This is a genomic window from Leptospira stimsonii, assembly GCF_003545885.1.
GTDB classification, from domain to species: domain Bacteria; phylum Spirochaetota; class Leptospiria; order Leptospirales; family Leptospiraceae; genus Leptospira; species Leptospira stimsonii.
The window spans coordinates 138,421-164,565 of the sequence record NZ_QHCT01000004.1; the positions used below are offsets into that span (position 1 = coordinate 138,421).

General features: G+C 44.7%; 20 protein-coding genes. 9 read left to right on the forward strand and 11 right to left on the reverse strand.

Annotated elements, in window-relative coordinates:
- Positions 1-34: 34 nt before the first annotated feature.
- The 3 genes from DLM75_RS15055 to DLM75_RS15065 are packed head-to-tail and all read left to right on the forward strand — an operon-like array spanning position 35 to position 3,442.
- Complete coding sequence (locus DLM75_RS15055) at positions 35-619, forward strand: LIC20153 family lipoprotein (protein ID WP_118969329.1); 585 nt, start codon at positions 35-37, stop codon at positions 617-619.
- 19 nt (positions 620-638) lie between these two features.
- Positions 639-1,340: an HmuY family protein gene (locus DLM75_RS15060; RefSeq protein WP_118969330.1), complete on the forward strand. Its 702-nt coding sequence runs from the start codon at positions 639-641 to the stop codon at positions 1,338-1,340.
- Positions 1,319-3,442 carry a TonB-dependent receptor plug domain-containing protein gene (locus DLM75_RS15065; RefSeq protein WP_118969331.1) on the forward strand — a complete coding sequence of 708 codons (2,124 nt, stop codon included), beginning with the start codon at positions 1,319-1,321 and terminating at the stop codon, positions 3,440-3,442. The genes DLM75_RS15060 and DLM75_RS15065 overlap by 22 nt, the downstream gene beginning before the upstream one ends.
- 588 nt (positions 3,443-4,030) lie before the next feature.
- Here the strand turns inward: DLM75_RS15065 and DLM75_RS15070 are convergent.
- Together DLM75_RS15070 and DLM75_RS15075 are read right to left on the reverse strand one after the other, a co-directional pair.
- Positions 4,031-5,257, reverse strand: a complete 1,227-nt coding sequence (locus DLM75_RS15070; RefSeq protein WP_118969332.1) for an MFS transporter — start codon at positions 5,255-5,257, stop codon at positions 4,031-4,033.
- Complete coding sequence (locus tag DLM75_RS15075) at positions 5,232-5,909, reverse strand: biliverdin-producing heme oxygenase (RefSeq protein WP_118969333.1); 678 nt, start codon at positions 5,907-5,909, stop codon at positions 5,232-5,234. The genes DLM75_RS15070 and DLM75_RS15075 overlap by 26 nt, the downstream gene beginning before the upstream one ends.
- Positions 5,910-6,093: 184 nt before the next feature.
- Here DLM75_RS15075 and zigA point away from each other — a divergent pair, with 184 nt between their 5' ends.
- The 4 genes from zigA to DLM75_RS15095 are packed head-to-tail and all read left to right on the forward strand — an operon-like array spanning position 6,094 to position 10,553.
- Positions 6,094-7,377 (forward strand): zinc metallochaperone GTPase ZigA, encoded by a 1,284-nt coding sequence (gene zigA, locus DLM75_RS15080; RefSeq protein ID WP_118969334.1) that lies wholly within the window; start codon positions 6,094-6,096, stop codon positions 7,375-7,377.
- On the forward strand, positions 7,346-7,747 hold the full coding sequence (locus DLM75_RS15085) for a Fur family transcriptional regulator (RefSeq protein ID WP_118969335.1): 402 nt from the start codon (positions 7,346-7,348) through the stop codon (positions 7,745-7,747). The genes zigA and DLM75_RS15085 overlap by 32 nt, the downstream gene beginning before the upstream one ends.
- Positions 7,744-9,309: a hypothetical protein gene (locus DLM75_RS15090; RefSeq protein ID WP_118969336.1), complete on the forward strand. Its 1,566-nt coding sequence runs from the start codon at positions 7,744-7,746 to the stop codon at positions 9,307-9,309. Before DLM75_RS15085 ends, DLM75_RS15090 begins: the two co-directional genes overlap by 4 nt.
- Before the next feature lie 11 nt (positions 9,310-9,320).
- Positions 9,321-10,553, forward strand: a complete 1,233-nt coding sequence (locus tag DLM75_RS15095) for an AZOBR_p60025 family cell surface glycopolymer formation protein (protein WP_118969613.1) — start codon at positions 9,321-9,323, stop codon at positions 10,551-10,553.
- 269 nt (positions 10,554-10,822) lie between these two features.
- Here DLM75_RS15095 and DLM75_RS15100 read toward each other — a convergent pair whose 3' ends face one another.
- The 7 genes from DLM75_RS15100 to DLM75_RS15130 all read right to left on the reverse strand — a co-directional run bounded on the left by DLM75_RS15100 (position 10,823) and on the right by DLM75_RS15130 (position 19,933).
- Entirely contained in the window at positions 10,823-12,403 is a 1,581-nt protein-coding gene (locus DLM75_RS15100) for a PDZ domain-containing protein (protein WP_158586480.1), read from the reverse strand.
- A 4-nt stretch (positions 12,404-12,407) separates the two neighbouring features.
- Positions 12,408-13,838, reverse strand: coding sequence for a S1C family serine protease (locus DLM75_RS15105; RefSeq protein WP_429945486.1), 1,431 nt, complete (start codon positions 13,836-13,838; stop codon positions 12,408-12,410).
- Positions 13,839-13,948: 110 nt separating this feature from the next.
- The gene (locus DLM75_RS15110) at positions 13,949-14,482 is read right to left on the reverse strand and encodes an adenine phosphoribosyltransferase (RefSeq protein WP_118969338.1); all 534 of its coding nucleotides are present in this window, start codon (positions 14,480-14,482) and stop codon (positions 13,949-13,951) included.
- Positions 14,483-14,622: 140 nt separating this feature from the next.
- A complete protein-coding gene (gene htpX / locus DLM75_RS15115; RefSeq protein ID WP_118969339.1) occupies positions 14,623-15,513 on the reverse strand; it encodes a protease HtpX in 891 nt (296 codons plus the stop codon).
- A gap of 445 nt (positions 15,514-15,958) precedes the next feature.
- Positions 15,959-17,569 carry an NCS2 family permease gene (locus DLM75_RS15120; RefSeq protein ID WP_118969340.1) on the reverse strand — a complete coding sequence of 537 codons (1,611 nt, stop codon included), beginning with the start codon at positions 17,567-17,569 and terminating at the stop codon, positions 15,959-15,961.
- Complete coding sequence (locus DLM75_RS15125; RefSeq protein ID WP_118969341.1) at positions 17,566-18,042, reverse strand: ClpXP protease specificity-enhancing factor SspB; 477 nt, start codon at positions 18,040-18,042, stop codon at positions 17,566-17,568. Before DLM75_RS15125 ends, DLM75_RS15120 begins: the two co-directional genes overlap by 4 nt.
- On the reverse strand, positions 18,035-19,933 hold the full coding sequence (locus DLM75_RS15130) for a polysaccharide biosynthesis protein (RefSeq protein WP_118969342.1): 1,899 nt from the start codon (positions 19,931-19,933) through the stop codon (positions 18,035-18,037). The genes DLM75_RS15125 and DLM75_RS15130 overlap by 8 nt, the downstream gene beginning before the upstream one ends.
- A 148-nt stretch (positions 19,934-20,081) precedes the next feature.
- On the opposite strand from DLM75_RS15130, the gene DLM75_RS15135 reads away from it, so the two are divergent.
- Positions 20,082-20,552 (forward strand): hypothetical protein, encoded by a 471-nt coding sequence (locus tag DLM75_RS15135; RefSeq protein ID WP_118969343.1) that lies wholly within the window; start codon positions 20,082-20,084, stop codon positions 20,550-20,552.
- A 5-nt stretch (positions 20,553-20,557) separates the two neighbouring features.
- Here the strand turns inward: DLM75_RS15135 and DLM75_RS15140 are convergent, their stop codons facing one another.
- Entirely contained in the window at positions 20,558-22,687 is a 2,130-nt protein-coding gene (locus tag DLM75_RS15140) for a hypothetical protein (RefSeq protein ID WP_118969344.1), read from the reverse strand.
- A gap of 178 nt (positions 22,688-22,865) precedes the next feature.
- Positions 22,866-22,991, reverse strand: a complete 126-nt coding sequence (locus tag DLM75_RS24835) for a hypothetical protein (protein WP_277738620.1) — start codon at positions 22,989-22,991, stop codon at positions 22,866-22,868.
- A 357-nt stretch (positions 22,992-23,348) separates the two neighbouring features.
- On the opposite strand from DLM75_RS24835, the gene DLM75_RS15155 reads away from it, so the two are divergent.
- Complete coding sequence (locus DLM75_RS15155) at positions 23,349-25,940, forward strand: cobyric acid synthase (RefSeq protein ID WP_118969347.1); 2,592 nt, start codon at positions 23,349-23,351, stop codon at positions 25,938-25,940.
- Positions 25,941-26,145 lie beyond the last annotated feature (205 nt).

The window sequence follows — 26,145 nt, forward strand, 5'->3', positions numbered from 1 at the left end:
TTAAGAATGGTACCAAAAATAAGAAGGAGAATTCATGAAAACCATCCAAAAGATTGCAAAAACGACCGTTATTATCGGCCTTATCCTAGGCACACTCGCTCATTGTAAGAAAGACGACAAAGAGGATGTTGACCCGGCTACACTTCTGCTCTTGGGACTTGCCGCCAACGGCTACAATTGCTCTGCAACCGTCGGAGGAAGAGTAGCGGGTCTTCCGGCAATGACCGCGACCACTTCGGTCCAAACTCTTGTCTACGGAAAGGTTCCCTTTGTGAATCATTCGATCGCGGCGGTCAAATTTTCCAACGTTAAAGCGGGAGATCAGATCACGTTCCGGGGAAGAAACGTAGCGGACTTTGACGAAGGTACGGCTGGAAACACCAACGCCCCTCTTGTCTATAACACGGCTTCCTGCCCATTACTGGACTCCGCGTATGATTCTACACGTGCCACTTATACGACTCCGAGTGAAGGGCAATACGGCACTGCGGCGGGAGACGGGCCTTTCGTCTACACGCTCAACGCAACGAAAGGTGGAGACTACTATTTCGTTTTCTATTTAGCGAGCAGAACAGCAGAACCTCCGACTACTACGTTTCAAATCACCCTCAAGAACTAAACTCTTCTTGGTATTTGTAATGAAAAGAATCTCGAACTTCAAACCTCTTTGGAAACAAATCTGTCTGGGGTTCGGGATTTTTCTCTTTGTTTCCTGTGCGAGACAACATTCGGCGATCGATGAAAACGAACTCGCTTTCAGACAAGCCTTGTTGGCTCTTCAAAAACAATTGGAAGAAGCGGCGACATCCAAAATTCTTTCAACGGAATCCAACGGAGACGGATCTTATACCACGAAGGTGAGAGCGGTCTCGTATGACGTTTGGGTCAAATTTAATTTTGCAAACTTAGCGCAGGCGTCCGTTCCCGATTCCGCGGGCGGTTGGGATGTCGGATTTCAGAGATTCAAACTTCAGACGAACAGCGGCGCGACGAATCCTTCGGGAAGCGGCGGTGCTTGTATGACCAATCCAGTCCTTACGGATTTTAACGTGGCCTCGGGAAGTTCTTCGACGGCTTTGGGTTGTGCGAACGCGAATTTTTCAGCGGACACGAACGTCTCCGAGCTCGCTTCCGGAGGAGTTCAGACCGATTACGTGGGAAGCGACGTCCTCAACAAATGGTTTAATTATACTCTCGCATTTTTACAACCGAACTATAAGATTTTCGTAATACGATCCAGCACGGGAAACCAATACTATCTTTTCCAAGTCACCGGCTATTATAGCTCCGAAGGGACCGCCGCTTACCCGACCGTTCGATGGAAACAGATTCCTTACTGATCCACATCATGTCCTTGATCCGCAAACTTTTTAAACACTGTGGAATTTCTTTTTTGTTCCTAATTCTTTTTTTATTTCCTCTTCAAGCGCAAGACGATAAAACAAAAAAAGAAACTTCCGTTCCTGAGAAAGATTCGTCGAACACGACCAATGTGAAGACCGATACGAACAGTTCGGATTCTCAAAAGGAAAACGTACAGGATGATTCTCAAATCGTCGTCACAGGTTCTCGCGGCGAAAGAAGACTTAAGGATTCTACCGTTGCGACGGAAGTAATCTCTCGTAAAAAGATCGAAGCGAGCGGCGCGAGAAACGCCGCGGAGGTTTTAGAAACTCAATTGGGGATCGACGTGGTCCCCTTTTTCGGAGGATCTCGAGTTCGAATGTTGGGCATGGATTCACAGTATGTCCTGATTCTTATCGACGGAGAAAGAATTTCGGGAAGACTCAACAACGCAGTCGACTTGAGCCGTTTTAAAGTCCAGAACTTGGAAAGAATCGAAATCGTAAAAGGTGCGTCATCCGCTCTTTACGGAGCCGATGCGATCGGAGGAGTCATCAATCTCATCACAAAAGAAGGTGATAAAAAACTCAGCTACGAGATGCGAACGACCTACGGAAACGGAAATCGAAAGAACTTCAACACCGAAGGCGAATTCAATACGACGGCGAATTTGGGTTTTCGAAACGAGCTCGTTAGCGGAAACGTTTCCGCCGGTTACAACAAAAACCCCGGTTATCGATTGGTTCCCGATTCTCAAGCGACGACCGGAAACGCGTATCAGGATTTGAACACGGGTATGAATTTGATCTTCAACCCGGATGGAAAGTTCAAAGCGAAGACAAGGATCCTCTATCAACACCGAGATCAAAACGGAGTCGACGTCACACAGTCCAAAGCGGTCTTTGATCGCAACAACAAGACCCACGACTTTCTCGCGACGGGCGCATTGGAATACGGCTTCGGTAGAAAGAATCTAATTTCCTTCCGAGGAAATATTTCGAAATGGGAAAACAAATACTATAACAATCAGAGAGGCTCGGACGAGCTGGACGTAAAACAACTCAACGCGGAATTGACTTCGCAAGGAACCGTTCAACTCGACTGGGAAGCCGCGGAAAGACATTTTATTACCGCAGGCGTGGAATCCTTTGCCAACGAATTGGAATCCGATCGTTTACAGAATCGGTTTGTCTATCGTACACGAAGAGCCGCCTTCATTCAGAACGAATGGACCGTTTCCCGTTCTCCCAGAATTCGAATCGTTCCCGGAGTTCGATACGACGACGATTCTCAGTTCGGAAATCAGACAACTCCAAAACTCGCCGCACGTTATGACATTCTTCAAAACTTAGTATGGAGGGCGAGTTATGGAAGAGGCTTTCGTCCACCGAGCTTCCAAGAATTATATCTTCGTTTTGAAAACCCCGCCGTGGGTTACGTGGTCGACGGAAATCCGAATCTCAAACCGGAGAAATCGATCACGGTCAATTCCGATCTCGAATACAGTCCGTTTTCTTTTCTCACATTCTCCTTGAGTTTGTATCGAAACGACGTCATCAATCTGATCCAATATAAGTTCGATTCCAATCAGGGAAGGGAATATTCTCAGTTTCAATTACAGAATATCGCGAAAGCATATACGCGAGGTGGAGAACTCGGAGTCCAATATCGTTTTCTAAAACACTACACTCTGGAACTCGGCTACAATCAAACCGATACGAGAGATCTGACAACGGATCGTCCGCTGGAAGGAAGAGCGCTTCATCAAGTCTCGGCGAATTTTATCTACAATTCTCCCGGAGGATTTCAATTCAATCTTCGAGGAAAACACTTAGACAAACGACCGTTTTACAGTTCGACGAGCAGTCTTTCCGCGGCGGGGCAAGATTTTATTCCTACGGAAGTGAAGTTGAACGAAAACCCGCCCGTAACCTACGGAAAGCCCTTTACGATCATCAATATAAGAATGGAACAGAAATTTTTCGAGAAACACTTTGCTTTGTTCGTCGGTGTGGACAATCTCTTGAACGAATACGAACTCGCTTACAATCCTACAAGACCGAGATTTTTCTACGGCGGATTTTCAGCGCAATTTTAAAACTTCTTCGGAGTCGACCGATTCCCCAAACGCAAGAAGAATCCACTCAGATCTGAAAATATAAAAAAGAGATCGAACGCCTAGTAAAATAGTTTCCTTCTTCCGAATATTCATAATTCTTAATTTACGATTCCTTTCCTCAATTTTTATTTTTTAACGAAAACTTTTTTAAACAACCAAAACTTCCGAAGCCGAAAACGTTCCACGCTTAATTCCCGATGATTTTTTGCTTGGGTGCGAAATCGTCGATCCGCCAGAGTAAAAAAACAAGAAGCATTTTGTTTCGATGCTCATTCAGAGGTTTTTAAGAAGAATCTTCCTCTTGTCTCGTTGCACGCAAGATGATTTCTATACCAAAGCTCACCGGCTTCGGATCCAATCAAAACGTTTCCTTGGGAACGTGCTCATCGATCGATTGGAGACATTTTTTTCCGAGGTTTTATACTCCATTCTTACGAATAGAAGAGATCAAACAAGGAAATCGTAAAAATTTGGCAAACGCTCCCTGAAACGGACACGCATTGAAAACGCGAACTTGCCCTTTCCGATCGATTCAGGCTCTACGAACTTCTATTTCTTTAATATATTCTAATATTCTTTTTTATTTAAAATTCTGTAAAAAGGAATGCTTGCGACCACGAGGAGAACCTGAGCCAAACCGAATACGACCGCGGTCAAAGAAGAACTTCGAAAAAAAGAAATCGAATCGGAAATTCGATCCAAACCTACGGAAGAAATGGGACCAAGAAAAAAACCGAGAGATCCGATTCCGGTCAGGGCGGACATTACGATTCCATTGTTTTCCCGATTACAAAGAGAAGATGCCAATCGAAGAGACGTCGCAAACATAAGACCTGCTCCCAAACCGCAAAAAAGAAGCGAAATCGTGATCCACCCGATGGAATGAAACGTTCCTGAAAGAGTCAAGGCGATCCCATAGATCAGAGAACCGATTGCTACCGGGAAATACTTTCCCGTCTTTTTGGAAAGTCGAATCGCAGGATAGGATAAAAGAGCCATCGGAAGAAAAACGAGAGAAAGCAGTCGTCCCGTCTCGGAGGGATTGAGAAAGAATTCTTCTCGAAGTCGAAGATTGAGAGAACTCATAAAATAACCGGATGTGAATCGATCTAAAAATTGAAACGCCATCGGAAACAAAAGGAGAGGGCGGGAAAGAAAAACAAGTCCGGATTCTTTCCAAGTAAACTGTTTTTTAGAAGCTAAGGTTTCCACTTCCGGAACAAAACGATAAACGATGAATGCAAGAAACAAAAGGATCGTTGAACCAGTATAAAAAGGAAGATAGGGATTTTCCTTTCCTAAAAATCCGAGTGAGATTCCGACCGCCCCTCCAAGAGAAAGAAGCATCCCGGAAATACCCATTAGAGTTCCACCTTTGAGCTGTAAGGTGGAACTTCCGTGTTCAAAATCGGCAACGGATGCCAAAAGCAAACCGATGACAAAAACGTGTGCACCACCTTCCAAAAATCGAAGACCCAAAAGGACGGGAAGACTTTCCGCGTAGGGAAGAAGACTCAAAAGGAGAGCATCCAGAAAACAAAAAAGAATGATGATCTTTTTTCTCGTTCCGAATCGATCCGAGAGAAAACCCGCGATCGGAGAAAAGAAAAAGGATCCGAGCATCGCAACACTCAAGAACCAGGCAACTTCGCTGTTGCCCGATTGAAATCGATCCTTTACAATTTCCTTAAATACCGGAACGATCATCGTTACCGGAAGCATCGCCAAAAAGATCGCCCCCGGTAAAAAATAAACCGATCCTTTTTTTTTATCCTTTGGAGAGGACGGAGTCATACGTTTCCTTACCGATTGCCGCGATGAGATCCTTTTCCAATTCGGAAAAGATCCCCTGATTCAAAAGGAAGACCTGTTTTGATTCGGAAAGAATATCCTGTTTTTCGGAATCTTCAATCGCAAGACCGTCTAACGCGGCTCTGTAATTTTGTTTAAAACCGTTGATATCCGTGATTTGCGGAAACTCGTAAAAGGAAATTCCTTCTCCTTGCGGAAGGGAAAGTGCGCGGGCCGCGACTTTTTTTAGAATTTGCCCTCCGGAAAGATCTCCCAAATAACGCACGTAAGAATGGGCGACAAGGAGAGTTGGTTGTGTCCCTGAAATCTTCCGGATTCTATCTACGTAAACCTGCGTCGCAGGCGTCGGCTTGTGCTCCTCCGGTTTCCAAGATCCAAAAAAATACTGAAGGTCTTTGAGAATTGTGTCTCTCCGATTGAGTTCGGGGAAATAGATCGATCCAAGCACCGGATCCTTGGAAGAAAGCTCTAATTCTCTTTCTAAGGCTTCGTAAACAAAGTAGAAGGCTTCCAGATGTCTCGAATACGTTCCTCTCTCTAAAATTCCTTTCATAAAACAGCGGATGAAAGCGGAACTTTCGGCGGATCTGTGTTCCTCGGAGGTTCCTTCTCGAAGTAAAGTGGCTAAATTCATTGCGTATCTCCTGACAATACTGTGACAATTCTTTTTATTTGATACTGAGAATCAAACTTATTTTCAGAGAGAACGACTTTTCCGGAAAAGAAAATGTAGGAGCTCGCACAATTATTATTGATAATGATTTTTCATTATTGACAATGATAAATGTAAATCGAGCCTGAGGAAAAAAGGAAATACAATGAATCATTCTCCTACTCATTCTCGTTCCAAACTTCCGGTAAGTGTACTCTCCGGTTTCCTAGGAGCAGGCAAGACAACCGTCCTCAACCATATTCTTCACAACAGGGACGGACTGAAAATCGCAGTCATCGTAAACGATCTCAGCGAGGTCAATATCGACGCGGGATTGATCCGTTCGGGAGGGGCCGACCTCAAAAGGTCGGAAGAAAAACTCGTGACGATGAGCAACGGTTGTATTTGTTGTACGCTCAGAGAAGACCTTCTTCAGGAAGTAGGAAAGCTTGCCCGAGAAAAAAAATTCGATTACCTCTTGATCGAATCCACCGGGATCGCAGAACCGCTTCCGATTGCAGAAACCTTTACCTTTGAAGACGAGGAAGGAAATTCCCTTTCTCAGATTGCACAGTTGGATACGATGATCACGATCGTTGACGCTAAGAATTTTTTGAGCGATTTCTCTTCTTCAGAAGATCTCAAAGATCGAGATCTCAACTCCGAGGAAGACGACGAAAGAACCATCGTGGATCTACTCATTGAGCAAGTGGAATTCGCAAATGTGATTCTCATCAATAAAATCGATCTGATATCCGAAGAGGAGCTCCTACGCCTTCGCTCGATTCTCCGAAAATTGAATCCCGAAGCCCATATCCATGCAATCCAGGAAGGAAAGGTTCCGCTTCAGAAAATATTGAACACAGGACTTTTCGATTTCGAAAACGCTTCAAACGCTCCGGGTTGGCTCAAAGAGCTTCGCGGCGAACACAAACCGGAAACGGAAGAATACGGAATTTCCAGCATTGTCTATCGCGCGAGAAAACCGTTCCATCCGGAAAGATTCTATGAAACCATATCGAAAGAATGGCCTGGAGTGATCCGCTCGAAAGGTTTCTTCTGGCTTGCATCCCGTATGGATTGGGTCGGAGGTTGGTCTCAGGCTGGTCCCTCCTGTAGAACCGAAAACATCGGAAGATGGTGGGCCGCAATTCCAAGGTCCGAATGGCCAACTGAACTCGAAGATTTGGAGGAAATCGAATCCGAATGGGAGGAACGTTTCGGCGATCGCAGACAAGAGATCGTGCTAATTGGAGTTGACATGAATGAGGATGGGATCCGAGAATTATTGAACAACTGTCTTTTGACCGATGAAGAAATGCTCCTTGGTCAAAAAAGATGGAGTTCTTTTTCGGATCCGTTTCCCAACTGGGAAATCGATATCGAAGAGGAATTCTCGGAAGACCGGACCTTTTTGGATGAAAGTAGAAGCAGGAAAAGCCGCCCTTAGAAACACGAAACAGAAAGGGGAAATCTTAAAGGTTCTGGAAGCCGCTAAGGGTCCCCTTTCCATCAAAGAAATTTTCGATCTTTCCCGTAAGAATCTGGACAACCTTGGAATCGCCACCGTTTACAGAGCAGTCAATCATCTCATGGAAACCGGTGCGATCAATGAGATCCACTTACCCGGAGAATCTTCCCGGTTCGAGGCGAGTCATCTACATCATCACCATCACTTCCATTGTAAACAATGTGATCGTGTATTCGATATTGAAATCTGTCCGTTTCCTCTCGACAAAAGCCCTAAAGGATTTACGGTGGACACCCATGAGATCATTCTCTATGGAACCTGTTCCGACTGCAATTCCAAGGTAAAATGAATTCCGAATCAAAAGTAAAATTCAAAACTTTTTGGATCTCCCTTCTTCTTCTTTTAGGATTCGTTTTTTTAGATAGAGTGATCTTTCCGATCGCGCTTTTTGAATTTCCGAACGAACTCGAATGGGATACTTCTCCTTGGTACAACTTTCTTCACAAAAGAAGAAACATCCGTTTTGAGCCGAGCGAAAAGGGGATTTTGATCGCGGGAAGTAGCGTAGCGTTGTATTCTTCTTATCCCGATGAGATTGCAGAAAAACTCAATTCTTCCAAGATCGATTCCTCGAACTTCCGCGCGGAATTCTACTCTCATCCCGCGATGTCCCCAACGGATTTATATTATTACGCGGACGATATTCTCTCTAAAAATCCGGAGCTGGTGGTTTACGTTTTTAATCCCGCCGATTTACAATTAGATTATATTCAAAAAAATGAATCCGGTCTCGTAGGCTTTGACGAAAACGCAAGAATCAAAGACTACAAAGTTCGTCATCAGAATCGGTTTATTTTTCCGGGAGAATTTTTGGCGGATCACTGGAAAAGTTATTCCAAAGGAGATTTTTTTGCTCAACTCGCAAAAGCCGGAATTCTTCTCAATCGTTATCGAAGTTTTCTTTATGATCCTTGGATGGAATACTTGGAACACCATACGAGGACGATGCGTTCGTATCACTATTATACCGGAGCGATGCCGAAGGAAGGGATCTTTCTTCGCGGTTGGACGCCTCCAAAGTTTACGATCGAATGCGAACTCAAGGACGGAAAACTTTCGGAAGATATCTTCACACAAAAACCCGGCGTCCGCGTCTCAATCGAGGAGATCACAGAAAACGGAATTCCCCTGAAATATCCCTTACTCGATGAAACCTTTGCAAAACCCGGTTGGAAACCTCTCCTTTTGGAATTCGAAGACGAGTTCGGAAAAAAACAGGAATCCGTAACCCTACGATTCACCGTATCACCGACAACCAGTTCCGAAGAAGTCGACGCAAGAATTTTCGGAACCCCTGCCACGTATGGAATTCGCCTTCCGCAAAATTTCTGTAGAAGAGAAATCAGGACTGGAATCTCTTACGAAAGAATCCACGGCTTGGACGACGATCGAGTGGAGAATATGTCGGACGAAGAATATCTGAAAGATTACGAAAGACGTCTTTACTACAATCCGGAAAACGAAGGCGCCCTAAACCGACTCAAGAAAGTCCAAAGGAATAAAGAGATCCTCGGATCTTCTGAATTTTTTACCTGGTCCGAATTTACGTTTTTGGAAAAAGCGATCGCAAAGTTCAAAGCGAAGGGCAAAAAACTCGTAGTTATCAATTCACCCGAAAATCCGATCGAGAGTAAGTATTACAAAAATGGAAATTGGTATAGCGGTTATTTGAATTTTTTCGAATCTCAAAAAGATACGAACTTCGGATTTTACGATCTAAAAGATTCTATGCCTGACAAAAAATTCTTTCTAGATCCGCATCATTTGACTTACAACTCTGCGCATAAAAGTTCCGAATTGTATGCGGATGCGATCTTAGAATTCCTCAAACCTTCCGAACGGAAAAAGTAGTGAATACAAATCTGAATTCGTTTTTTTTGCGGATTCGATCCTTATTTGAGAATCCGAAATTCATTCTCCCGTTATTTTTCATTCTCTATTTCAGCTCATCCCTCTTGATTTGGAGAAAATACGAATGGAATCCGAGCTCTCAGATCAACTTCGGGATCCAATTCGCAGTTCAGAATCCGGAACAAACACCGAAAGGAGCAGTCGTCTTTCAAAGTCAACCGGGAGATCTCGGGGCAGGATACGACGGACAAATCTTTTACTTTTATTCGAGAATGTTAAGCGAATTCAATTTGGAATGGCCGAAAGGTTTCGAAACGAATATTCGCGCTCCAAGAATCGGTTATCCTTTTTTGATTTCTCCCTTCGGTTGGTTCGGTCCCTGGGGAGCCGTTTTCGGAATGTTCTTCGTAAACTTGAGTCTGATTTTATCTTCATGGTTTTTACTCCGTGATCTCTGCGGGAAACAATATCGGATCGACTCCAGTTTGTATTTGTTTTCACCGTTTCTTTTGGGAAGTTATGCGCTCTTGGTAAGCGACGCGGTCCTTACAAGTCTCCTCGTCTTTGTGTATTGGCTTTATAAAAAGGAAAAGTGGATTTTGTTTTCCTTTGTCGGCGCGTTTGCGATTCTCACAAAAGAACAGTCATTCTTCTTACTTTTTCCCTTGGGACTTCAATGTTTATCGGAAAAAAAATGGAAAACTTCCCTTTGGGTTCTGTCCACGCTTGCACTCCCGGTCCTCTGGGGAATTTTTTTAAGAATTCAGATTCCGGAATGGACTCCGACTCGATTTACGGATTTCTTTGCTCCGTTAGACGGCTTTGTTGGATATTGGAAGGAAATCAACGACCCTTCACCGTTTTCCTTTTTAGAAGCTCCCGACTTTGAAACCAAACTCATCTTGTTTGGAAAAAAGTTTTCGCGAGTTCCACTTTTTCTTTTGTTTCTTTCGGGTTTTTTTGTTCTTATGAGCGGAGATTGGAGGAAGGCTCCGGGTAACCGGCTTTCTTTCTTTTTAGTGATGTTTTCGATCTTTTCCGCCGGTTATGTTCTTTATTGGTCTTCATACGAAAACGTTTCGAGAATGTTTACGGTCTCCATCGCTTTCTTAATCTTTTGGAAACTGGAAGACGAAACGATCCGCGATCGTTTCTATTGGCTCGTAACGGGAAGCATTCTATTTTTGTTTTTGTTTAAGCTGATTTTTATTTCCAAAACTCTCAATTACGAAGTTTGGAAATAATTTTAAAAACTCCGAAGGTATGTTTTTCGGAAATTTTTGGATCAAACGGTAAATACGAAATCTTTTTAGAAAGAAGATTTTTCCGACAAAGGAACGCTTTTGCAAAAAAGAATTGAAACGGACTTAAAGTCCGCATCAAAGATAATTACGGAGAATTCTAGTTTTACGCAGTCGTAAGTCTTACCAAGAAGAATTCGTTGTGTAGGAGCTCACACGACAGAGACACACCGCTTGCGGCGCGTTCCACGCCGCGGAATCGGAGTTCCTTTTCAATTCTCCGGCATTCGAATCTTATAACTCTTGTAGATCCGATCGTTGATCTCCTTGAGTTTATTTCTTTCCAGAGCGATCTCGGTTCCGTCGTCCAAAGAAATCAGGGCAAAATTCCCTTTCCCTTCCTTGAGATTTTGTTTTAGCTCGTTCACCGACTTCACTTCTTTACCGTCCAATTTCTCCACGATTTTAAAACTTAGATCGTGAAAACCGTTGTTCGATTCGTCCGGAAGAACCTGAGAAAGAAGAACGATCTTTCCTACGTCTCCTTCCTTTTCGTGAAACTTCGCATAGTCGAAGAGATAAAGGAGTTTTCTGTCGACCCTTGATCTCCAGTCCTTACCCCATTCCTCAAGCAAGGCTTCGGAGAGTTCGAGAAAAACGAACCCGCCTTCCACAGCGAAGTCGTTTTTCATCGGCGTATTCTTAAATGGAATTCTCACCGCTTCATGTGGAAAGGGTTTGAGTTTCATATTCAAGGAAATCTTTTTCTTATCTCTTAGGATAAGAATCGGGATTTCTTTTCCCAAAGAATATCCGAACGAATCACCCGCGTGCGCCAAAAAGGAAAGAACTTGTTTCCCGTATAACGGGTGTTCGATGTATCCTTTGGAATCCACTTTTTTACCGCCGAATTCCAAGATGATGTCTTCGAGTTTCAAAACTCCGCTCGCGGAAGAACCGGGAATGACGTCCGCGACTAAAATTCCGGAATCGGATTCTTCCATCCCGTAGTATTTTTTTACGGTCGTATCGGTGATGGGACGGAACCGAAATCCCTTGTGAGCAAAGAGGTCGATCCCGGGAGTATTTAAGAATTTTTGAATGATAAAGGAAGGAATGATTCTTCCCGCGTTTTTCCCGGTCGTAAAGTCATACAAAAGTCCTACCACTCTTCCCGATTCGATTACGATTTCTCCGAATCCGTTCAGGCCTTCACTGGAACTAATATCGACGACCGGAAGTTCGATTTGACCGAGAGGCATTTGGTCCATGTCCATGCTCAAAAGAGTCGCAGACGTGGATTGAATCGAACCGGAGTTATCCAATTGATAGACACTCGCTTGTTTCGGAAAAACGACGATCGGCGAAAGCGGAAGAGGCGCCAGATCGTCGAAGAAGTTCTTTTTCTCCACTCTCAAAAGCGCCAAATTGGATTCCGGATCTTTGCGAAAAACGACCGCTTTGATTTCGGAATAAGAAGAATATTTTTTGACCTCGATCAAGGTCGCATCCGGAAGCAACGTATAAGGGATTAGAATTCGATTTCCTTCCGTGACCAAACCCACACCTCTTCTCACGCGTGGACTTTTTTTCTTCCAAGGCTGATGGTATTCCGGTTCCTGAAAGGTCACTTTGACTTGTATGATACTTTTCTGATATTCTTCCGATCCTTTCGACAAAGGGGGAGTCAGGGGACTCGTATTTCCTTTTTTGGAAACTTCCTTGGAACCGGAACGATTCTTTTTTACAAGAATCGAAGTTCCATTCTTTCCAAAAGAATTTTCCGCGAAACTTGCAAACGAAAGAGAAAACACTGCGCCGAAGACGACGAACTTTAAGATTCTATTTTTCATGTTCTTATTCCAGGCCGTATGTCTTACGGATTTTTTCGTCCGCCTTTTCCGCTTCTTCTCGATTGAGAATCAAGGGAACTTGAACGTCCAAAAACTTCAGTCGAAGATACTTTTCCTTTGATTCGCTCAAAATCTTTTTGAGGTCTTCCAATTGAGTCACTGGAATTCCGTTTACGGATTCCAAAACCAAATTGACGAAGTAATCGGAGGAAGAATTGACCGGATGTGATAATTTTCTATACAGAACGACGTCCGTCTTTTTGGTTCTGTTGAGACCGTCCTCGATGAAATAAAAAAATCTGTATAAGAGTTGGCTTCCTCCGGAAGTGTTTCCACCTCGACTCCAACTCGTAATCAGATCTCGAGACATTTCCTGAAAAAGAAGTCCTCCGATCATCGAGAAATCATACGGTTTATCGTATTGATTTCTCATAAAGTCAAAGTCGGGCATACGAATCGCCGGAAAAGAAACGTTCATTTCCTTTCCGTTTCTATAGAATTTGAAAGTAATCTTATCTCCCGCGTGTTTGTTGTCGACGATTTCGACAAAGTCCACTCGCGCGTCCCGGTCCTGCATCACGGTACCGTTTTTACCGATCGGATTTCCGTCGATCTCCACGAGAAAGTCTCCTTCTTTCAGATACTTTTCTGCGGAGCCGTTTTTTAAAACCTTAGAAACAAAAACTCCTTCCAAGGAATCCGGAATCCCCTTTGCCTTTCGCAAAGAAACGTTGAACGAATTGAGAGTTCGGACCCCGAGTTCCACATATCCGTCGTATTTTCCGTCTTCGATATCGGTTAGGAAATGGCGTATAACGTTGGTTGGAATGAGGTAACCGATATTCTCACCCTTAGTCGCGACTTGGAAGGCGATCCCAACAACTTTGTCGTCTTGGATTGCAGGTCCTCCGGAGTTTCCCGGATTGATCGCCGCGTCGACTTGAAGAACCAAATGACTGTCCACCGCAGAATGAGAATAAACGGATTGATCCTTTCTTGAAACGATTCCCCTCGTCACGGAAACCTTATTTCCACCGATCGGATAACCGACCACGATCAAGGGAGAATTGAGTTCTGGAATTTCTCCGAGTTGAAGATCTCTCGAGTCTTTATAGAATTCGGGACTTTCCGCTTCGAGAACCGCCAAATCACAGTCATGCGCGATATGGAGAATTTTCACTCCATACCATTCGGTTTGGTTGTATCTCTGAACCTGAACGAACTTTGCGTTCGAGATTACGTGCGCATTCGTGATGATTCTTTTATTCCCGATCAAAAAACCGGTTCCGGAGCTCGCGCGAACCGCGTCCGTTGTCCAAGGCGAAAACGGATTTACCGCTTGGGAATAAACTCGAATTTGTACGACCCCTTTACGGAGTTCGTCAAAGGGAAGAGGACCCTCGACCGCGTTTGTTTTCGTTTGAAAAAACAAAATCGCCGAAACAAGAAGAAGTTGGCGACTTCTCTTGACCCCAATTCTTAAAAAACCGGATAGATTAGCCGTCAATGGGCCCTCCAAAAAGAATATTCAAATTTTAGAATTTTCTAATGTCCTTCGAACTCGCAGATCGCAAATACGGGGACTTGCAATTCTTCTTTGAGTTTTTTTCCTCCGCCCAGATCCGGAAGATCGATGATCACTCCCGCTTCGTAGACTTCGGCTCCGAGTTTTCGGAGTAGTTTTACCGCGGCGACCATCGTTCCGCCGGTGGCGATCAAATCGTCCATCACGAGAATTTTATCTCCGGGTTGAACCGCATCTCTGTGGATTTCGATTACGTCTTTTCCGTATTCCAGATCGTATTCTTCCGAAACGGTTTCGGAGGGAAGTTTTCCTTTTTTACGGATGGGAATAAAACCGACCCCAAGTTGAAAAGCGACGGGCGCTCCGGTGAGAAACCCTCTCGCTTCGATACCGGCGACTTTCGTGATTCCTTTTCCTTGGTATCTGTTTACGAAGGTTCCGATCGTTAGGGCAAGTCCTTCCGGATCGAGAAGGAGTGAAGTAATATCGCGAAACAAGATTCCCGGTTTTGGATAGTCAGGTATGGTTCTGATTTTGGATTTAACAATAGACATCTAGGTTTTACGTCCCAGGATTTTTAATTTACGGGTTCTATTCAAAAAACCGGAGACATTTCAAACAATTCTTTTTTATTCCCAAGAAAGAAAAGCCCGGCAAAACCGGGCTTATTTTGGAATTCAAAAAATTTTCGGAATCAATATCCGGAATTTTTCAGAGCGGCGATTCTCGCTTCTAACGGTGGGTGAGTGGAAAAAAGAGCAAACCACTTACTGTGCCCCGAAATCTTCATAGTTGCAAGAGCTTCTCCGCCTCTCGGATCTTCCGGTGCTTCGAAAGTACGTTTTAATTTTTCAAGAGCGGCCACCATATTCTGACGTCCTGCGATCTTCGCGCCGCCCGCGTCCGCACGGTATTCTCTTGTTCTCGAAAAATACGCGACCACGATCGATCCGAGAATGCTGAACAGAATGCTCAACACTATGTTCGCAACCAGACGTACTGTATATTGCGCGTCTTCGTCCTTTACAAGAGTGCTCAATGCGTAACCTACGATTCTCGAGAAGAATATTACGAATGCGTTAACTACTCCCTGCACAAGAGTCATAGTCACCATGTCTCCGTTCGCGACGTGTGCGAGTTCGTGAGCGAGAACTCCTTCCACTTCGGAACTGTCCATCACTTGTAAGAGCCCGCTAGAAACGGCAACCAGAGAACTCGACTTGGAAGGTCCGGTCGCAAACGCGTTGACTTCGGGAGAATGATAAATTCCCACCTCGGGCATCGGAATATTCGCGGCTCTTGCGAGTCTTTCTACTTTGGAATACAATTCTCTTTCCACTCCGGTTGCGGACTGACGGTTGATCACTTGGACGCCCATCATGGTCTTCGCCATGAACTTTGAGAGGAGGAGGGAAATAAAAGATCCGCCCATACCCCAGAGTAGGGCAAACACCATCAAGGATCCGTAATTCAGTCCGTTTGCGTTGAGATACGGTCCAATTCCGAGCACGCTCGTTACGATCGAAATCGTAACCACAACCAAGATATTGGTCAGCAAAAACAACCCAATTCGTTTAAACCACATTTTGGTTTCTCCTATTCATCTTCTTTTTATATACTATCAGTCGGTCTAAGAACGATTTCTATTTTTTCACGGGTCGCAGGTTTTGTAGATCGGATTTTCGTTCGATTCTTCTTTACCAGATTCAATTCGGAATTCTTCGCCCCTTCGTTTTTGTAAAGTCGCTCGACGTCTCATAAAGACAATTTTGCGAGTTCGCAAATTAGACCGTTTCAAAGTGACTTTCGATCCCTTTGAAAAAGGTTCCGGAAGCAGGATTCTTTCTTTTTAACAAAAAAACAAAAACCTTCTTCCGGAAAAGTTCCGATCCGTTTCGGTAAATCGGAAACTTCTTCTGATCCAAAATTCCCAGAGTGAACTTTCGTTAGTCGCAATTCCCGTAAAATTCTTCTTGGCGTTCGATTTTCCCGCGACGCGATTTTGGAACGCAAAACAAGGAGAATCGTTTTTAAACCTTTCTCGGCTCCTTTCTAAAAAAAGAAGCGAGAAGAAATAAGAATCCGAGCAGAATATACGCAGTCACAAAAGAATTAAACCCTGGCTCGAACTGACTGAGAATGTCGTTTCCTCTTAAGGAGAAGCCGTGGATGAAACCCGTAGCCGCAAGAACGGACGCGATCAAACAAGTGATCAAAGCCTTCTTAAAATCTCTATCGATCACAAAGACCGCGATGGAAGCCCAGATCATAGAAGAGATTAAGAATCCTTGAGAAAGACTCAGAAGTCCGCCGAGTGGATACGGAAGAAAGGGAAGTCCCAAAGGAACATCGGACATCCAAAGATGCGCGCTCTCTTTTACACCCGCGTTTTCTAAGATTCCTGCGATCGATCGATCCGCGTAGTTGAATGTGGATTGAACGAGAAGAACTCCCCAACCTGCGAGCGCGGGAAGAATTCCGATCACGACCGCTGGAGCGTGTCGACTCGGTGTCGCCTCGAAGGCCTGGGAACCGATCACGATTCCGATCCAAAGAACGATCGCCATTCCGGCTTCCACGGGGATGAGTGCTTGGATAAACGCGAGAAGCCCGAAAAGAGCGACTAACGTCATAAAGATTCCGTTCAAAGTCGAATAACCCGCTCTCGCACCGAGCGCTTTCCAACCGGGATGTCCGATATAAATCGTCGTCGGAAACGGAGATCCGAAAAAGGAACCCACGACCGTTCCGATCCCGTTCGCCAAAAGAGAATCTCTTGTGTTGAATGTATCTCCGGACGCTTCCGCCGATTCTATGTTTTGCAAAGATCCGATCACGTTAAAAATTCCCATCGGAATGATCACCGCGAGATACTCGCGAATATCCGCGAGTTGAAACGCGGAAAACAAATCTGTGATCGATAATACCGGCAAGTAGAATCCGATCTGACTGGTGGAAGCTTTCAGAAGAGCGCCGTCCATCATCGGATTTCCCCAAACTCCTTGTGACCAAGCGAGAATGGTTCCTAATACCACGGAAACGAGGCCTCCGGGAAGACGAAACGGAAATACGACTCTTGCAAAATACTGAAGAAGAATGATTCCGAATGGAAGAAACGCGATCAACGGATTCTGAAACGTACGAACCAAAAAGTCCATCGAAATAAAGGTGATCGCGATTCCCGCAAGAGAGGAAAGAAGTGCGGCTCTCGGAGTTACCTTCCGAATCTTTTCGGCGACGAACGAACCGAACATTTCGATCAATCCGGAAAGAAGACTCGCTACGAGCCCGACCTGCCAAGCGATTTTGTAATCGCCCGTTTTCTTATATACGGGAAGTATAATAAAGAAGACGAAAGCGAACAAGGAAACGGTGTTGATCCCGTAAGGAAGAGCGGTGACGTCGTTTCGGTTCTCTTTCTCGGCAAGGCGATGCGCCTGCCAGGAATAGAACAGATTTCCGAGCAAAAGAGAAATTGCCGTTCCCGGAAGAATGACCTTATATACAAAGTCACCCGGGACACCACAGAGTGTGGTCAGCAAAAAAGAAAGAACAAGAATCTGAATCAGATTGTCGATCATCAGACCGAAAAATCCGTCCAAGTCCCCAAGTACAAACCATTTGAATTTATTCTGGCTCATTGTTTCGATTTACTCCCAAAGTCCACTTGAATTACGTTGGACTTGTCGTCCTTCGTATCACCCTCTTTTTTCTCTGTTAAAACCGTCTTTTCGACCTGAGGGAAATGTTTTAGTTCTTCCGGTTCGGTCGTAAAAACTTTCATATTTGTTAGCGTTGTTTGCGTTTTATCAAAATAACGAAGGACGCAGTCCCAGGGAATAAACACTTCTTCCCAGTTGTATCCGAATTGAAGTTCCGCGTAGATCCATTCTTCCTGAAGATCGAGGTTTCGAACGCCGCCTTTGGGACTAAAGACAAGGACAATCCCGGATTCTTTTTCGTCTCCGACTAATCCTCGTTTGCCGATCACGAGTTTGGGATGAGGAAGGGCGTGCAAAAAGAAAGTACCGAATCCGTCCCAGTAGAGATCGAACAGTTGTCGCTTGAACTTTCTGAGACTCAGAACTTCTTCTTTTAGATTTCCCTTATCCATTCTTAAAATTGCGGTCCGGACCTTCCACGTTCGCTTCGCTGAGATAGTCGCCGTGAATTTTGTATTCCGGAACCAGAGCCTTGAAGGCGAGAAAAATTTCCTTGTCCTTGTTGGTTCTTCCCGCATTGAGAAGTTCGTTGAATCTGGCGACGAAGGTAGTGGGTTCCTGATTCTCCAGAGGAGATGCGATTTTGATTTTTGGATGATGCGTTTTTTTGATTCCTTCCAAATCGAGAAGAAGTTCTTCGAACAATTTTTCTCCTGGTCTCAGTCCGGTAAACTGGATCGGAATATCGACATGAGGCCTGAGTCCGCAAAGACGAATCATCTCTTCCGCGAGGTTGAGAATTTTTACGGGCTCGCCCATTTCTAAGATAAAGATCTCTCCGCATTCTCCCATACTTCCGGCTTGGAGTACGAGTTGCGTCGCTTCCGGAATCGTCATAAAATAACGAATCACGTCGGGATGAGTTACCGTCACCGGTCCGCCGTTTGCGATCTGTTCTCTGAATCTTGGAATCACGGAACCGTTGGAACCGAGCACGTTCCCGAATCGAACCGTGATAAACTTGGTTCTCGTTTCGCGAGAAACGTGTTGCAGATATAATTCCGCGGCGCGTTTGGAAGCTCCCATGATGTTCACGGGGTTGACCGCCTTGTCCGTCGAGATCAAAACAAAACGTTCGACTCCGGAAAGACGAGAGATGTCAGCGATGTTTTTTGTTCCGAGAATATTGTTCATGACAGCTTCGGTCGGATTGACTTCCATCATCGGAACGTGTTTGTAAGCGGCGGAATGAAAGACAACTTGCGGAGAATGTCTTTCAAAGATGGAACTCACACGAGAAAGATTTTTGATATCGGCTACGATCGGAACGAGTTCGATGTTCTGACCTTGTAATTTTTTCTTGAGTTCGTACTCGATTTCGTATAACGGAGTTTCTGCGGAATCCAAAAGAAGAATCCGAGAAGGTTCGAACACCGCGACTTGTCTGCAGAGTTCGCTACCGATCGAACCGCCGGCTCCGGTGACAAGAATGGATTTACCTTTTAGATAAGAACGAATGGATTCGATTTCGAGATCGACGACCGGACGACCCAAAAGGTCTTCGACCTGAACTTCCCGAAGTTGATTCAACTTGGGAGAATCAAAAAACAAAGAACCCAGTGAAGGAAGAATTTTGAACTTCACGTCCGAGTTTTCGAAGGAACGGATCAAACGGCTGATCAACTTTCCATCCGGATTGGAAATGGCGATGATGACTTGTTTGACCCCGAACTGGCTGATCATTTGTTCGGCTTGTTCTATCTTCGCAAGAATCGGAACACCTTGGATATGAGCCCCGATTTTCTGGACGTTATCGTCCAAAAAACCGACCGGATTGAGTTTGAGTTCGTTGTGTCTTCTGATTTCGGAGAGGAGTGTGGCGCCCACTTTTCCGGCTCCTAGAATCAGAGTAGGAACTCCTTCTTCCTTTGATTTTTTAAGAATGTACTGATCTCGAAACACTCTCCAAGAAAAACTACGAATACACAAAAAGCTGAGAAGGAGTAACGTATCCAGAACGGGAACCATTCTGGAGAGTTGTTCGAAACGATTGTAAAAGAGAAGTGCGGTGGTCGAAATCAAGGAAGAGAGCAAAGTCACCTTGATGATTTCCACCAGATCGTGAATCGAGGCGTACGCCCAGATCGATCTGTAAATATCCGAAAGGATAAAAACTCCCGCGCGTACAAGAATTACGATGACGAGAGAAGTTATAAATCTTTCGGGTGGAACTAAAAAGACGAAGGATTCGAAGCGGATCCAATGTGCCAAAAAGAAAGAAATTCCCATGAACAAAAGATCCAAAGGGAAAATCCACATTCTCCGATTCCATTGACCGAGCATGTAGGAAATAAAATCCTCTTGTTCCTAAAAGTCCAATCTTTTTGAAATAACGAACGCCGATTTTTGACCGATTCGAAAAATGTGTTGCAGAAATTCTTTTCTTGCCCCACTCCAATAGGAGAATAAATCGGTTTTAGATCGGTACACTTTGAAAGAAATTATCATCAACCTCCAAGGGGATTTGGACTTTAAACTCGGAGAAGCCCTATTCTCCAAGTTGGAAGAACTTTCCGAAGCCCCAAGAAGAATTTTACTGGACGCTTCCGGCTTGAACTCAGCGACCCTCGAAGGAGCCTCGATTTTAAACCGACTTCCGGAACGTTTTCCGGATTCTAAATTCGCCATTTGTACGGTTCAGGACGGAATCGATCTTTCTTCGGACGGCAAAACTTCCATTCCCGTTTTTCAAGACAGAGAATCGGCAAAGTCGCATCTTATAGCAAAGGACGACGCTCAGGACCAAGGTTTTTCGGAAGGATCTCCGGTTCTGGTGAATTGTCCCATCTGCTTTCATCTTTTGAAAATTCAGAGCTCCGGGAACTACGCTTGTCCCGTTTGTAGCGCGAAATTCTTCGTCACGAAGGATTATAGAACCTCGGCTTTTGAAAGATTATTATAATATTCTTACATTTCTTCGAATAACTTGATCGTTTCCTGAACTTCCACGGGAACATTGCCGGCTTGAAAATACGGGTTGTATCTTTTTTTGATTCCGGAAACGAGTCTACGTTTTCTCGCCTCAAAGGAATCCATAGATTCCCGGAGAACCGGATCTTTTCGAAGATTCGTCCGAATCTCCGGAGCAAAGGGCACATAACGGTTTAGAATGTCTCTGCAAACGCGATTGAGTCGGAGCTTCCCGGAAGACTCGAATAAAATCCAATATGAATAATCGGAACCGAAGATGTCCTTTAGATTCTTCTTATACTTCATCAATTGCTGATCGATTCCTTTTTTCGCGTCCGGTGTGAGAGCCGGCGACTTACGATAATTCTCCAGATATAAAAAATACTCGGAGGTCAACGAAGGAGGAGAAGAATCCTTCCACTTCCTTCCTCGAACCGTTCTTTCAATTTCCCAGCGGAATTCTCCCAAGGTTCTCGTGATCGCTAAGGTCATGTTTTCGTTGAGAATCTGCGGGAACACTAGTCTTCCTCTCGAACTCAAACCGGAAGTCACCTCTTGCCAGAGGACTCCTCTGTTTCCGAACACGGGAAGAATGATACAATCCGGAAAAATTTCCTTCATAGCAAGTTCGGGTTTTCCCGGAGTTTGCTCCGGTTCGAAGGTGATCTGTCTGTGAAAAAGATGTCTGTCTATCTTATGAACGTGATCTACGACTGCCTTGAGTTTTTCCGGAGTCATCAAAAACGCATCCGTCTCTCCGTACATCTGATCCTCGGAAAGAATCGGATAGGCAAGCGTTGGATTTGTGGAAACCCCGATGATCCCGTTGTATAAAAGATTGCTCAACTCCCAGTCCAGAAGATGTAGGAGGTCCTCGATCCCGCTTTGATCGGCGGAGTCGTCCTTACCGGTTTTACGAACGAGAGAAGCTTTGACTTGTTCGTAAGATTGGGCGAGATGATTTCGGGATGGAGTTTTTTTTCCGGAAAGAATCAGACCCAACCATTCCGGTAAAAGATAGATCGCAAGATTGTGGTTAGACGGATACGGTTCTTCGGAACGATTTCTCAATTTTTCCAAGGTCGAGTAGAGTTGAACGATTCTGGAAGGAGAAAGTAGATTCTCATCCAAAAAGAAAAAATGAAGGAACAAAAGAACCGGTTTTGGAATCGGTGAAATGTCAGAACGATACTTCGCATAACAAGAAGCATACAATTGTAAAAACGTCTGAATATCTTCCGGCTTGTGATCCTTCCGAACGAGACCCGGATGTTCTTTGAAAGCGTTGACCCTTTTTTGAATATCCGCAGTCGCCGATGCACTCATTCCGGAATATCTTAGAATCTGATGAAGGCTCTCTCTAAATTCGTCGGGAAGAGGTTGATCATCCTGGCCGGTTGCACCCGCCATATGAACCCCGCCCCAGGTTTTCGTTTTTTCGGCGTCTTTTTCCGGCGCCGTAAGAATTTGGATTCCGATATCGTTTCCTTTGACATTGAGAATCGTCGCGTCGAAACGAATCCATTCTCGATCGTCTCCGGAAAAAAGAACATGGATTTTTTCTCCGGCTCCGATCGGAAACGAGTGGTAGATTTTTTTCGTAAAGACCTTTGCATGAAAGGTTTTTTGAACCGACTCCGGGACGATCGGACCGGAATATATCAAACCGGGGAATGCTTCTTCTCCATCCGTTAAGAATACGACCGGAACGATCTTTTTCGGATGAGGACCCAAATCGTGAACAAGGTGTTGCAACCTCTTGAAGATCAGAACGTCCCTCCAAGCGGGAAGTTCTCCTAAGTGCGCGAGATAGATCGCGAGTTCCGGGAGCAAAACATCCTGAAACCAAGAAGGGGATTCTACCATCCTCCTCAGATCCGAAACGTTTGCCTGGTCTAAAAAAGTATGGATGTGTATAACGTCTCTTCCGTTGAGATAGGTGAGAGGAAGTTTTTTGAGAATTCTCGCTCGATACATGGCTCGAAGCTCGTTTGAGCGGCGAAACCTTTTTTCAAGCCAATATCCCGCAAGTACCAGAAGCACGACGAAGATGGTTCCGTTGATGACCGGGATCCAGGAGAATTCGGGCCAGACTAAAACGGGACGAGCTTGTGCGAGAAGAAACATGCGGAATGTATAAACTTCTTGTGGTCGAGGTCAAGCAGGATTCTTACGATCGTCGACTATCGTAGAAGCCCGAACAAATACTCAATCTTCAAACGCCTTTCCGGAAATCTCGATTCGATCGTTTTATCTTTCGTTTCGATCCTATCGTTCCGTGTCCAATATTTGGAACCAACCTTTATCATAGGATACAAATCGAATCGGAACAACTCGAAAAAAAAAGATCTTCGCATTTTCGATTTCGGATGAATAGAATCCATTCCATAGAATCGATTCTTTCACCGCTGGATTTGCGGTCTGTTTTCATTGGAACCAAGACCTCTCCTTTCGTAGTCCGGGGAAGGCGGTTCCAATCGGTCCGGGGATCCGCCGCCGTCAAACACACGTCCGATTTCCATGGCTCCGGATATTGCGAAAAAGGAAAACGCGGCTTTACATTCTCTCAGGTAGATTCTTTTAAGAAATAAATATATTTCCCGTTCACCTTACACCGTTTCTACGAGAGAATCGGAAAGAACGAATTTGGAAACAAAATCCGGGCGACTAACTTGATTCTTTCAAAAAAGACAAGAAAACGATCGTTTCCTATGCCGAAAGAATCTTTTTTGAGTGCACGGAAACGGATGCGTTTCGAAATAGATTCGGCTCCAAGATAAGAATGCATATGCGACCTTTCCAGCACGATGTAAATTTAAATGAACCTGTGAAGATTACCGGCTATAACCCCGAAGAGATTTTGGATTTTTCTACAAACGTCAACCCAATCGGTTTTCCGGAATGGTTACGCCCCTTGATTCATTCCAAGATCAGCGAACTCGTCGTTTATCCCGACCCGGAATATCCTTCACTTAAGGCGAAACTATATTCTAAATTTGGAATCTATCCTGATCAGATTGTATTCGGAAACGGAGCCTCCGAACTGATCCGTCAAATCCCCTTCGTTTCCGAATTCGATTTTGCAGTTCTACCCGTGCCTTCCTATGGAGAATATAAAAAGGCTTTGGACGTCGCTAAAATCCCCGTTCAAGAAATACGACTCAAAGAAGAAGATTCGTTCCGCCTCGATGCGGATTCTATCCGGACCGTTCTGAACAAAGATCCCAAACGGAAGGCTCTCCTCTTTTTCGGTCATCCGAACAACCCGACCGGGGTAAGCCTGGTCCCAACCGAAATTTTATCTTTAACCGAGGAATTCCCGAATTCTATCTTTGCGATCGATGAATCTTCGATCGACTTTTGCGAAGAAGGACTTTCTTTTCGGAAGAGACTTCCGAAAAACGTGATTCTCATTTGGTCTCTGACAAACATTCTCGCAATTCCCGGACTTAGGATCGGAGTTTGTTTCGCATCTCCAGAAATTATTTCCCAAATATCGCGTAGGCTTCCCGCTTGGAACGTCAACACATTGGCGGCGTCCGTCTTCGAAAAAGCGATCGATGACGAGGAATTTTTTCAAAATTCGAGGCGATTGACAACTCTTTGGAGAGAGAATCTATTTTTAAATCTTTCTAATTTAGATTTTTTGAAAGTATTTCCTGGAGAGGCAAACTTTCTTCTCATAAAGACAAGGAATGAAAAAACGGGAAATGCCGTCTCTGAATTCTTATTGAAAGAACATAGAATCGGGATCCGTCCTTACGAAGACTTCAACGGACTTTCCAATCGTTTTTTCAGAATTGCAATCAAATCTCCGGAAGAAAACGAGAAACTGATCGGCGCCTTGAGCTTACTAAACTCTAACAAAAGGGAAAGTCCGAAAGTTCGCCGAAAAACGCCGGCCTTGATGTTTCAAGGGACGGCGTCTAACGTGGGAAAAAGTATTCTTACGAGCGCTCTCTGTCGCATTTTAGTTCAAGACGGTTTTAAGGTAGCGCCCTTTAAAGCCCAGAACATGGCCCTCAATTCTTTCGTAACTCCGGGAGGAGGGGAGATCGGAAGAGCTCAAGCGTTACAGGCTCAGGCCTCAAAAATTCTTCCCGACATTCGGATGAATCCGATCCTGCTCAAGCCGTCGAGTGAGAAAGATGCCCAGGTTGTCATCAACGGCAAACCAGTCGCCTCCATGGATTTCCGAGACTATTCCAAATACAAAACGACCGCCTTCGCCGAAGTAAAAAAAGCCTACGACTCCCTTGCTTCCGAATATAACGTAATTATAATAGAAGGAGCGGGAAGTGTCTCCGAAGTGAATCTAAAAAAGAACGACATCGTAAACATGAGAATGGCGGAGTATGCCGTAGCGAAAGTTTTATTGATCGGGAACATCGATCACGGAGGTTTATTCGGCTCCATTATAGGAACCATGGAGACTCTCGCAGAATGGGAAAGAAAACTTATCTCAGGCTTCGTGATCAATCGTTTTCGAGGTGTTAAAGAACTCCTCAAGACCGGAACCGAATATCTCGAGGAATACACGAGAAAACCGGTTTTTGGAATCGTGCCACATCTTCAGAATTTGGAGCTTCCGGAAGAAGACTCCCTCGAATTCAAATCCGGTGCGTTAGACGATCGCTCCGACCTCGGAGATAGGATCGATGTGGCCCTAATCGACTTACCGCATATTTCCAATCATACGGACATGGACGCGCTCAGGGCGGAGCCGGATGTTCGAGTTCGGATCGTTCGAAGCCTGACGGATCTCGGTGAACCGGATGTGATCCTACTCCCGGGAAGTAAAAACGTCATCGCCGATCTCGAACATCTTCGTGATGTCGGTTTAGCAGAAAGAATTCGTATTCTATCACGGAATGAAAAAACGGAAATCGTGGGGATCTGCGGCGGTTATCAGATGCTGGGAAGAACGATCGCCGATCCACATCGAATCGAAACCGATGGAGGAATCTCCGAAGGATTAGGACTTCTGGACATTTCAACTGTATTAGAGTTATCTAAATCTCTTAGACAAGTTGCCGCAACTCATCTACCGACGGGCGATCTCGTACGCGGATACGAAATTCACCATGGTAGATCGAAAGCGTTCGAACAAACGATCGAATTGTTCTCAAAAGAAACGGAGGATTCTCTTGGTCACGGCCACAAAAACGGAAGAATTTGGGGAACTTATATTCACGGGGTTTTTGACGAAGACGAGTTCCGAAGAAAATTTATAGATAAGATTCGAATTCGTAAGGGGAAACAAGCGTTAGTCGAAATTCAAAATCAATACGGTGTTGAAAAGGCTCTGGATAGGCTCGCGGACCACGTTCGCAATTCCATAGATATAACGAAAGTTTATAGAATGCTCGGAATCGACTGAGTTTCGTGAACGCCGTTTTCAATCGCTCGCTCTCTTCGCTCCGGATTGATTAAAATCTAGAGAGATCCAAAGAACTTCCATTGGAGTTTGTACATTGATTCTCTCGAACTCAATGATCTAAAAATATTTTCCAACTTAAAAACGACTAACGTGGTCGTGAGGGGTAGTAGGCGATAAGGATCCCTGATATTTTATAGTTTTTTCG

Excerpts from the sequence above, each read along its gene's own strand:
- DLM75_RS15120 (WP_118969340.1), bottom strand. The coding sequence starts at position 17,569 with ATGAGCCAGAATAAATTCAAATGGTTTGTACTTGGGGACTTGGACGGA.
- DLM75_RS15090 (WP_118969336.1), top strand. The coding sequence starts at position 7,744 with ATGAATTCCGAATCAAAAGTAAAATTCAAAACTTTTTGGATCTCCCTT.
- DLM75_RS15075 (WP_118969333.1), bottom strand. The coding sequence starts at position 5,909 with ATGAATTTAGCCACTTTACTTCGAGAAGGAACCTCCGAGGAACACAGA.
- DLM75_RS15055 (WP_118969329.1), top strand. The coding sequence starts at position 35 with ATGAAAACCATCCAAAAGATTGCAAAAACGACCGTTATTATCGGCCTT.
- DLM75_RS15070 (WP_118969332.1), bottom strand. The coding sequence starts at position 5,257 with ATGACTCCGTCCTCTCCAAAGGATAAAAAAAAAGGATCGGTTTATTTT.
- DLM75_RS15085 (WP_118969335.1), top strand. The coding sequence starts at position 7,346 with ATGAAAGTAGAAGCAGGAAAAGCCGCCCTTAGAAACACGAAACAGAAA.
- DLM75_RS15155 (WP_118969347.1), top strand. The coding sequence starts at position 23,349 with ATGCGACCTTTCCAGCACGATGTAAATTTAAATGAACCTGTGAAGATT.
- zigA (WP_118969334.1), top strand. The coding sequence starts at position 6,094 with ATGAATCATTCTCCTACTCATTCTCGTTCCAAACTTCCGGTAAGTGTA.
- DLM75_RS15130 (WP_118969342.1), bottom strand. The coding sequence starts at position 19,933 with ATGCTCGGTCAATGGAATCGGAGAATGTGGATTTTCCCTTTGGATCTT.
- DLM75_RS15125 (WP_118969341.1), bottom strand. The coding sequence starts at position 18,042 with ATGGATAAGGGAAATCTAAAAGAAGAAGTTCTGAGTCTCAGAAAGTTC.
- DLM75_RS24835 (WP_277738620.1), bottom strand. The coding sequence starts at position 22,991 with ATGAAAACAGACCGCAAATCCAGCGGTGAAAGAATCGATTCTATGGAA.
- DLM75_RS15100 (WP_158586480.1), bottom strand. The coding sequence starts at position 12,403 with ATGAAAAATAGAATCTTAAAGTTCGTCGTCTTCGGCGCAGTGTTTTCT.
- DLM75_RS15065 (WP_118969331.1), top strand. The coding sequence starts at position 1,319 with ATGGAAACAGATTCCTTACTGATCCACATCATGTCCTTGATCCGCAAA.
- htpX (WP_118969339.1), bottom strand. The coding sequence starts at position 15,513 with ATGTGGTTTAAACGAATTGGGTTGTTTTTGCTGACCAATATCTTGGTT.
- DLM75_RS15060 (WP_118969330.1), top strand. The coding sequence starts at position 639 with ATGAAAAGAATCTCGAACTTCAAACCTCTTTGGAAACAAATCTGTCTG.
- DLM75_RS15110 (WP_118969338.1), bottom strand. The coding sequence starts at position 14,482 with ATGTCTATTGTTAAATCCAAAATCAGAACCATACCTGACTATCCAAAA.
- DLM75_RS15140 (WP_118969344.1), bottom strand. The coding sequence starts at position 22,687 with ATGTTTCTTCTCGCACAAGCTCGTCCCGTTTTAGTCTGGCCCGAATTC.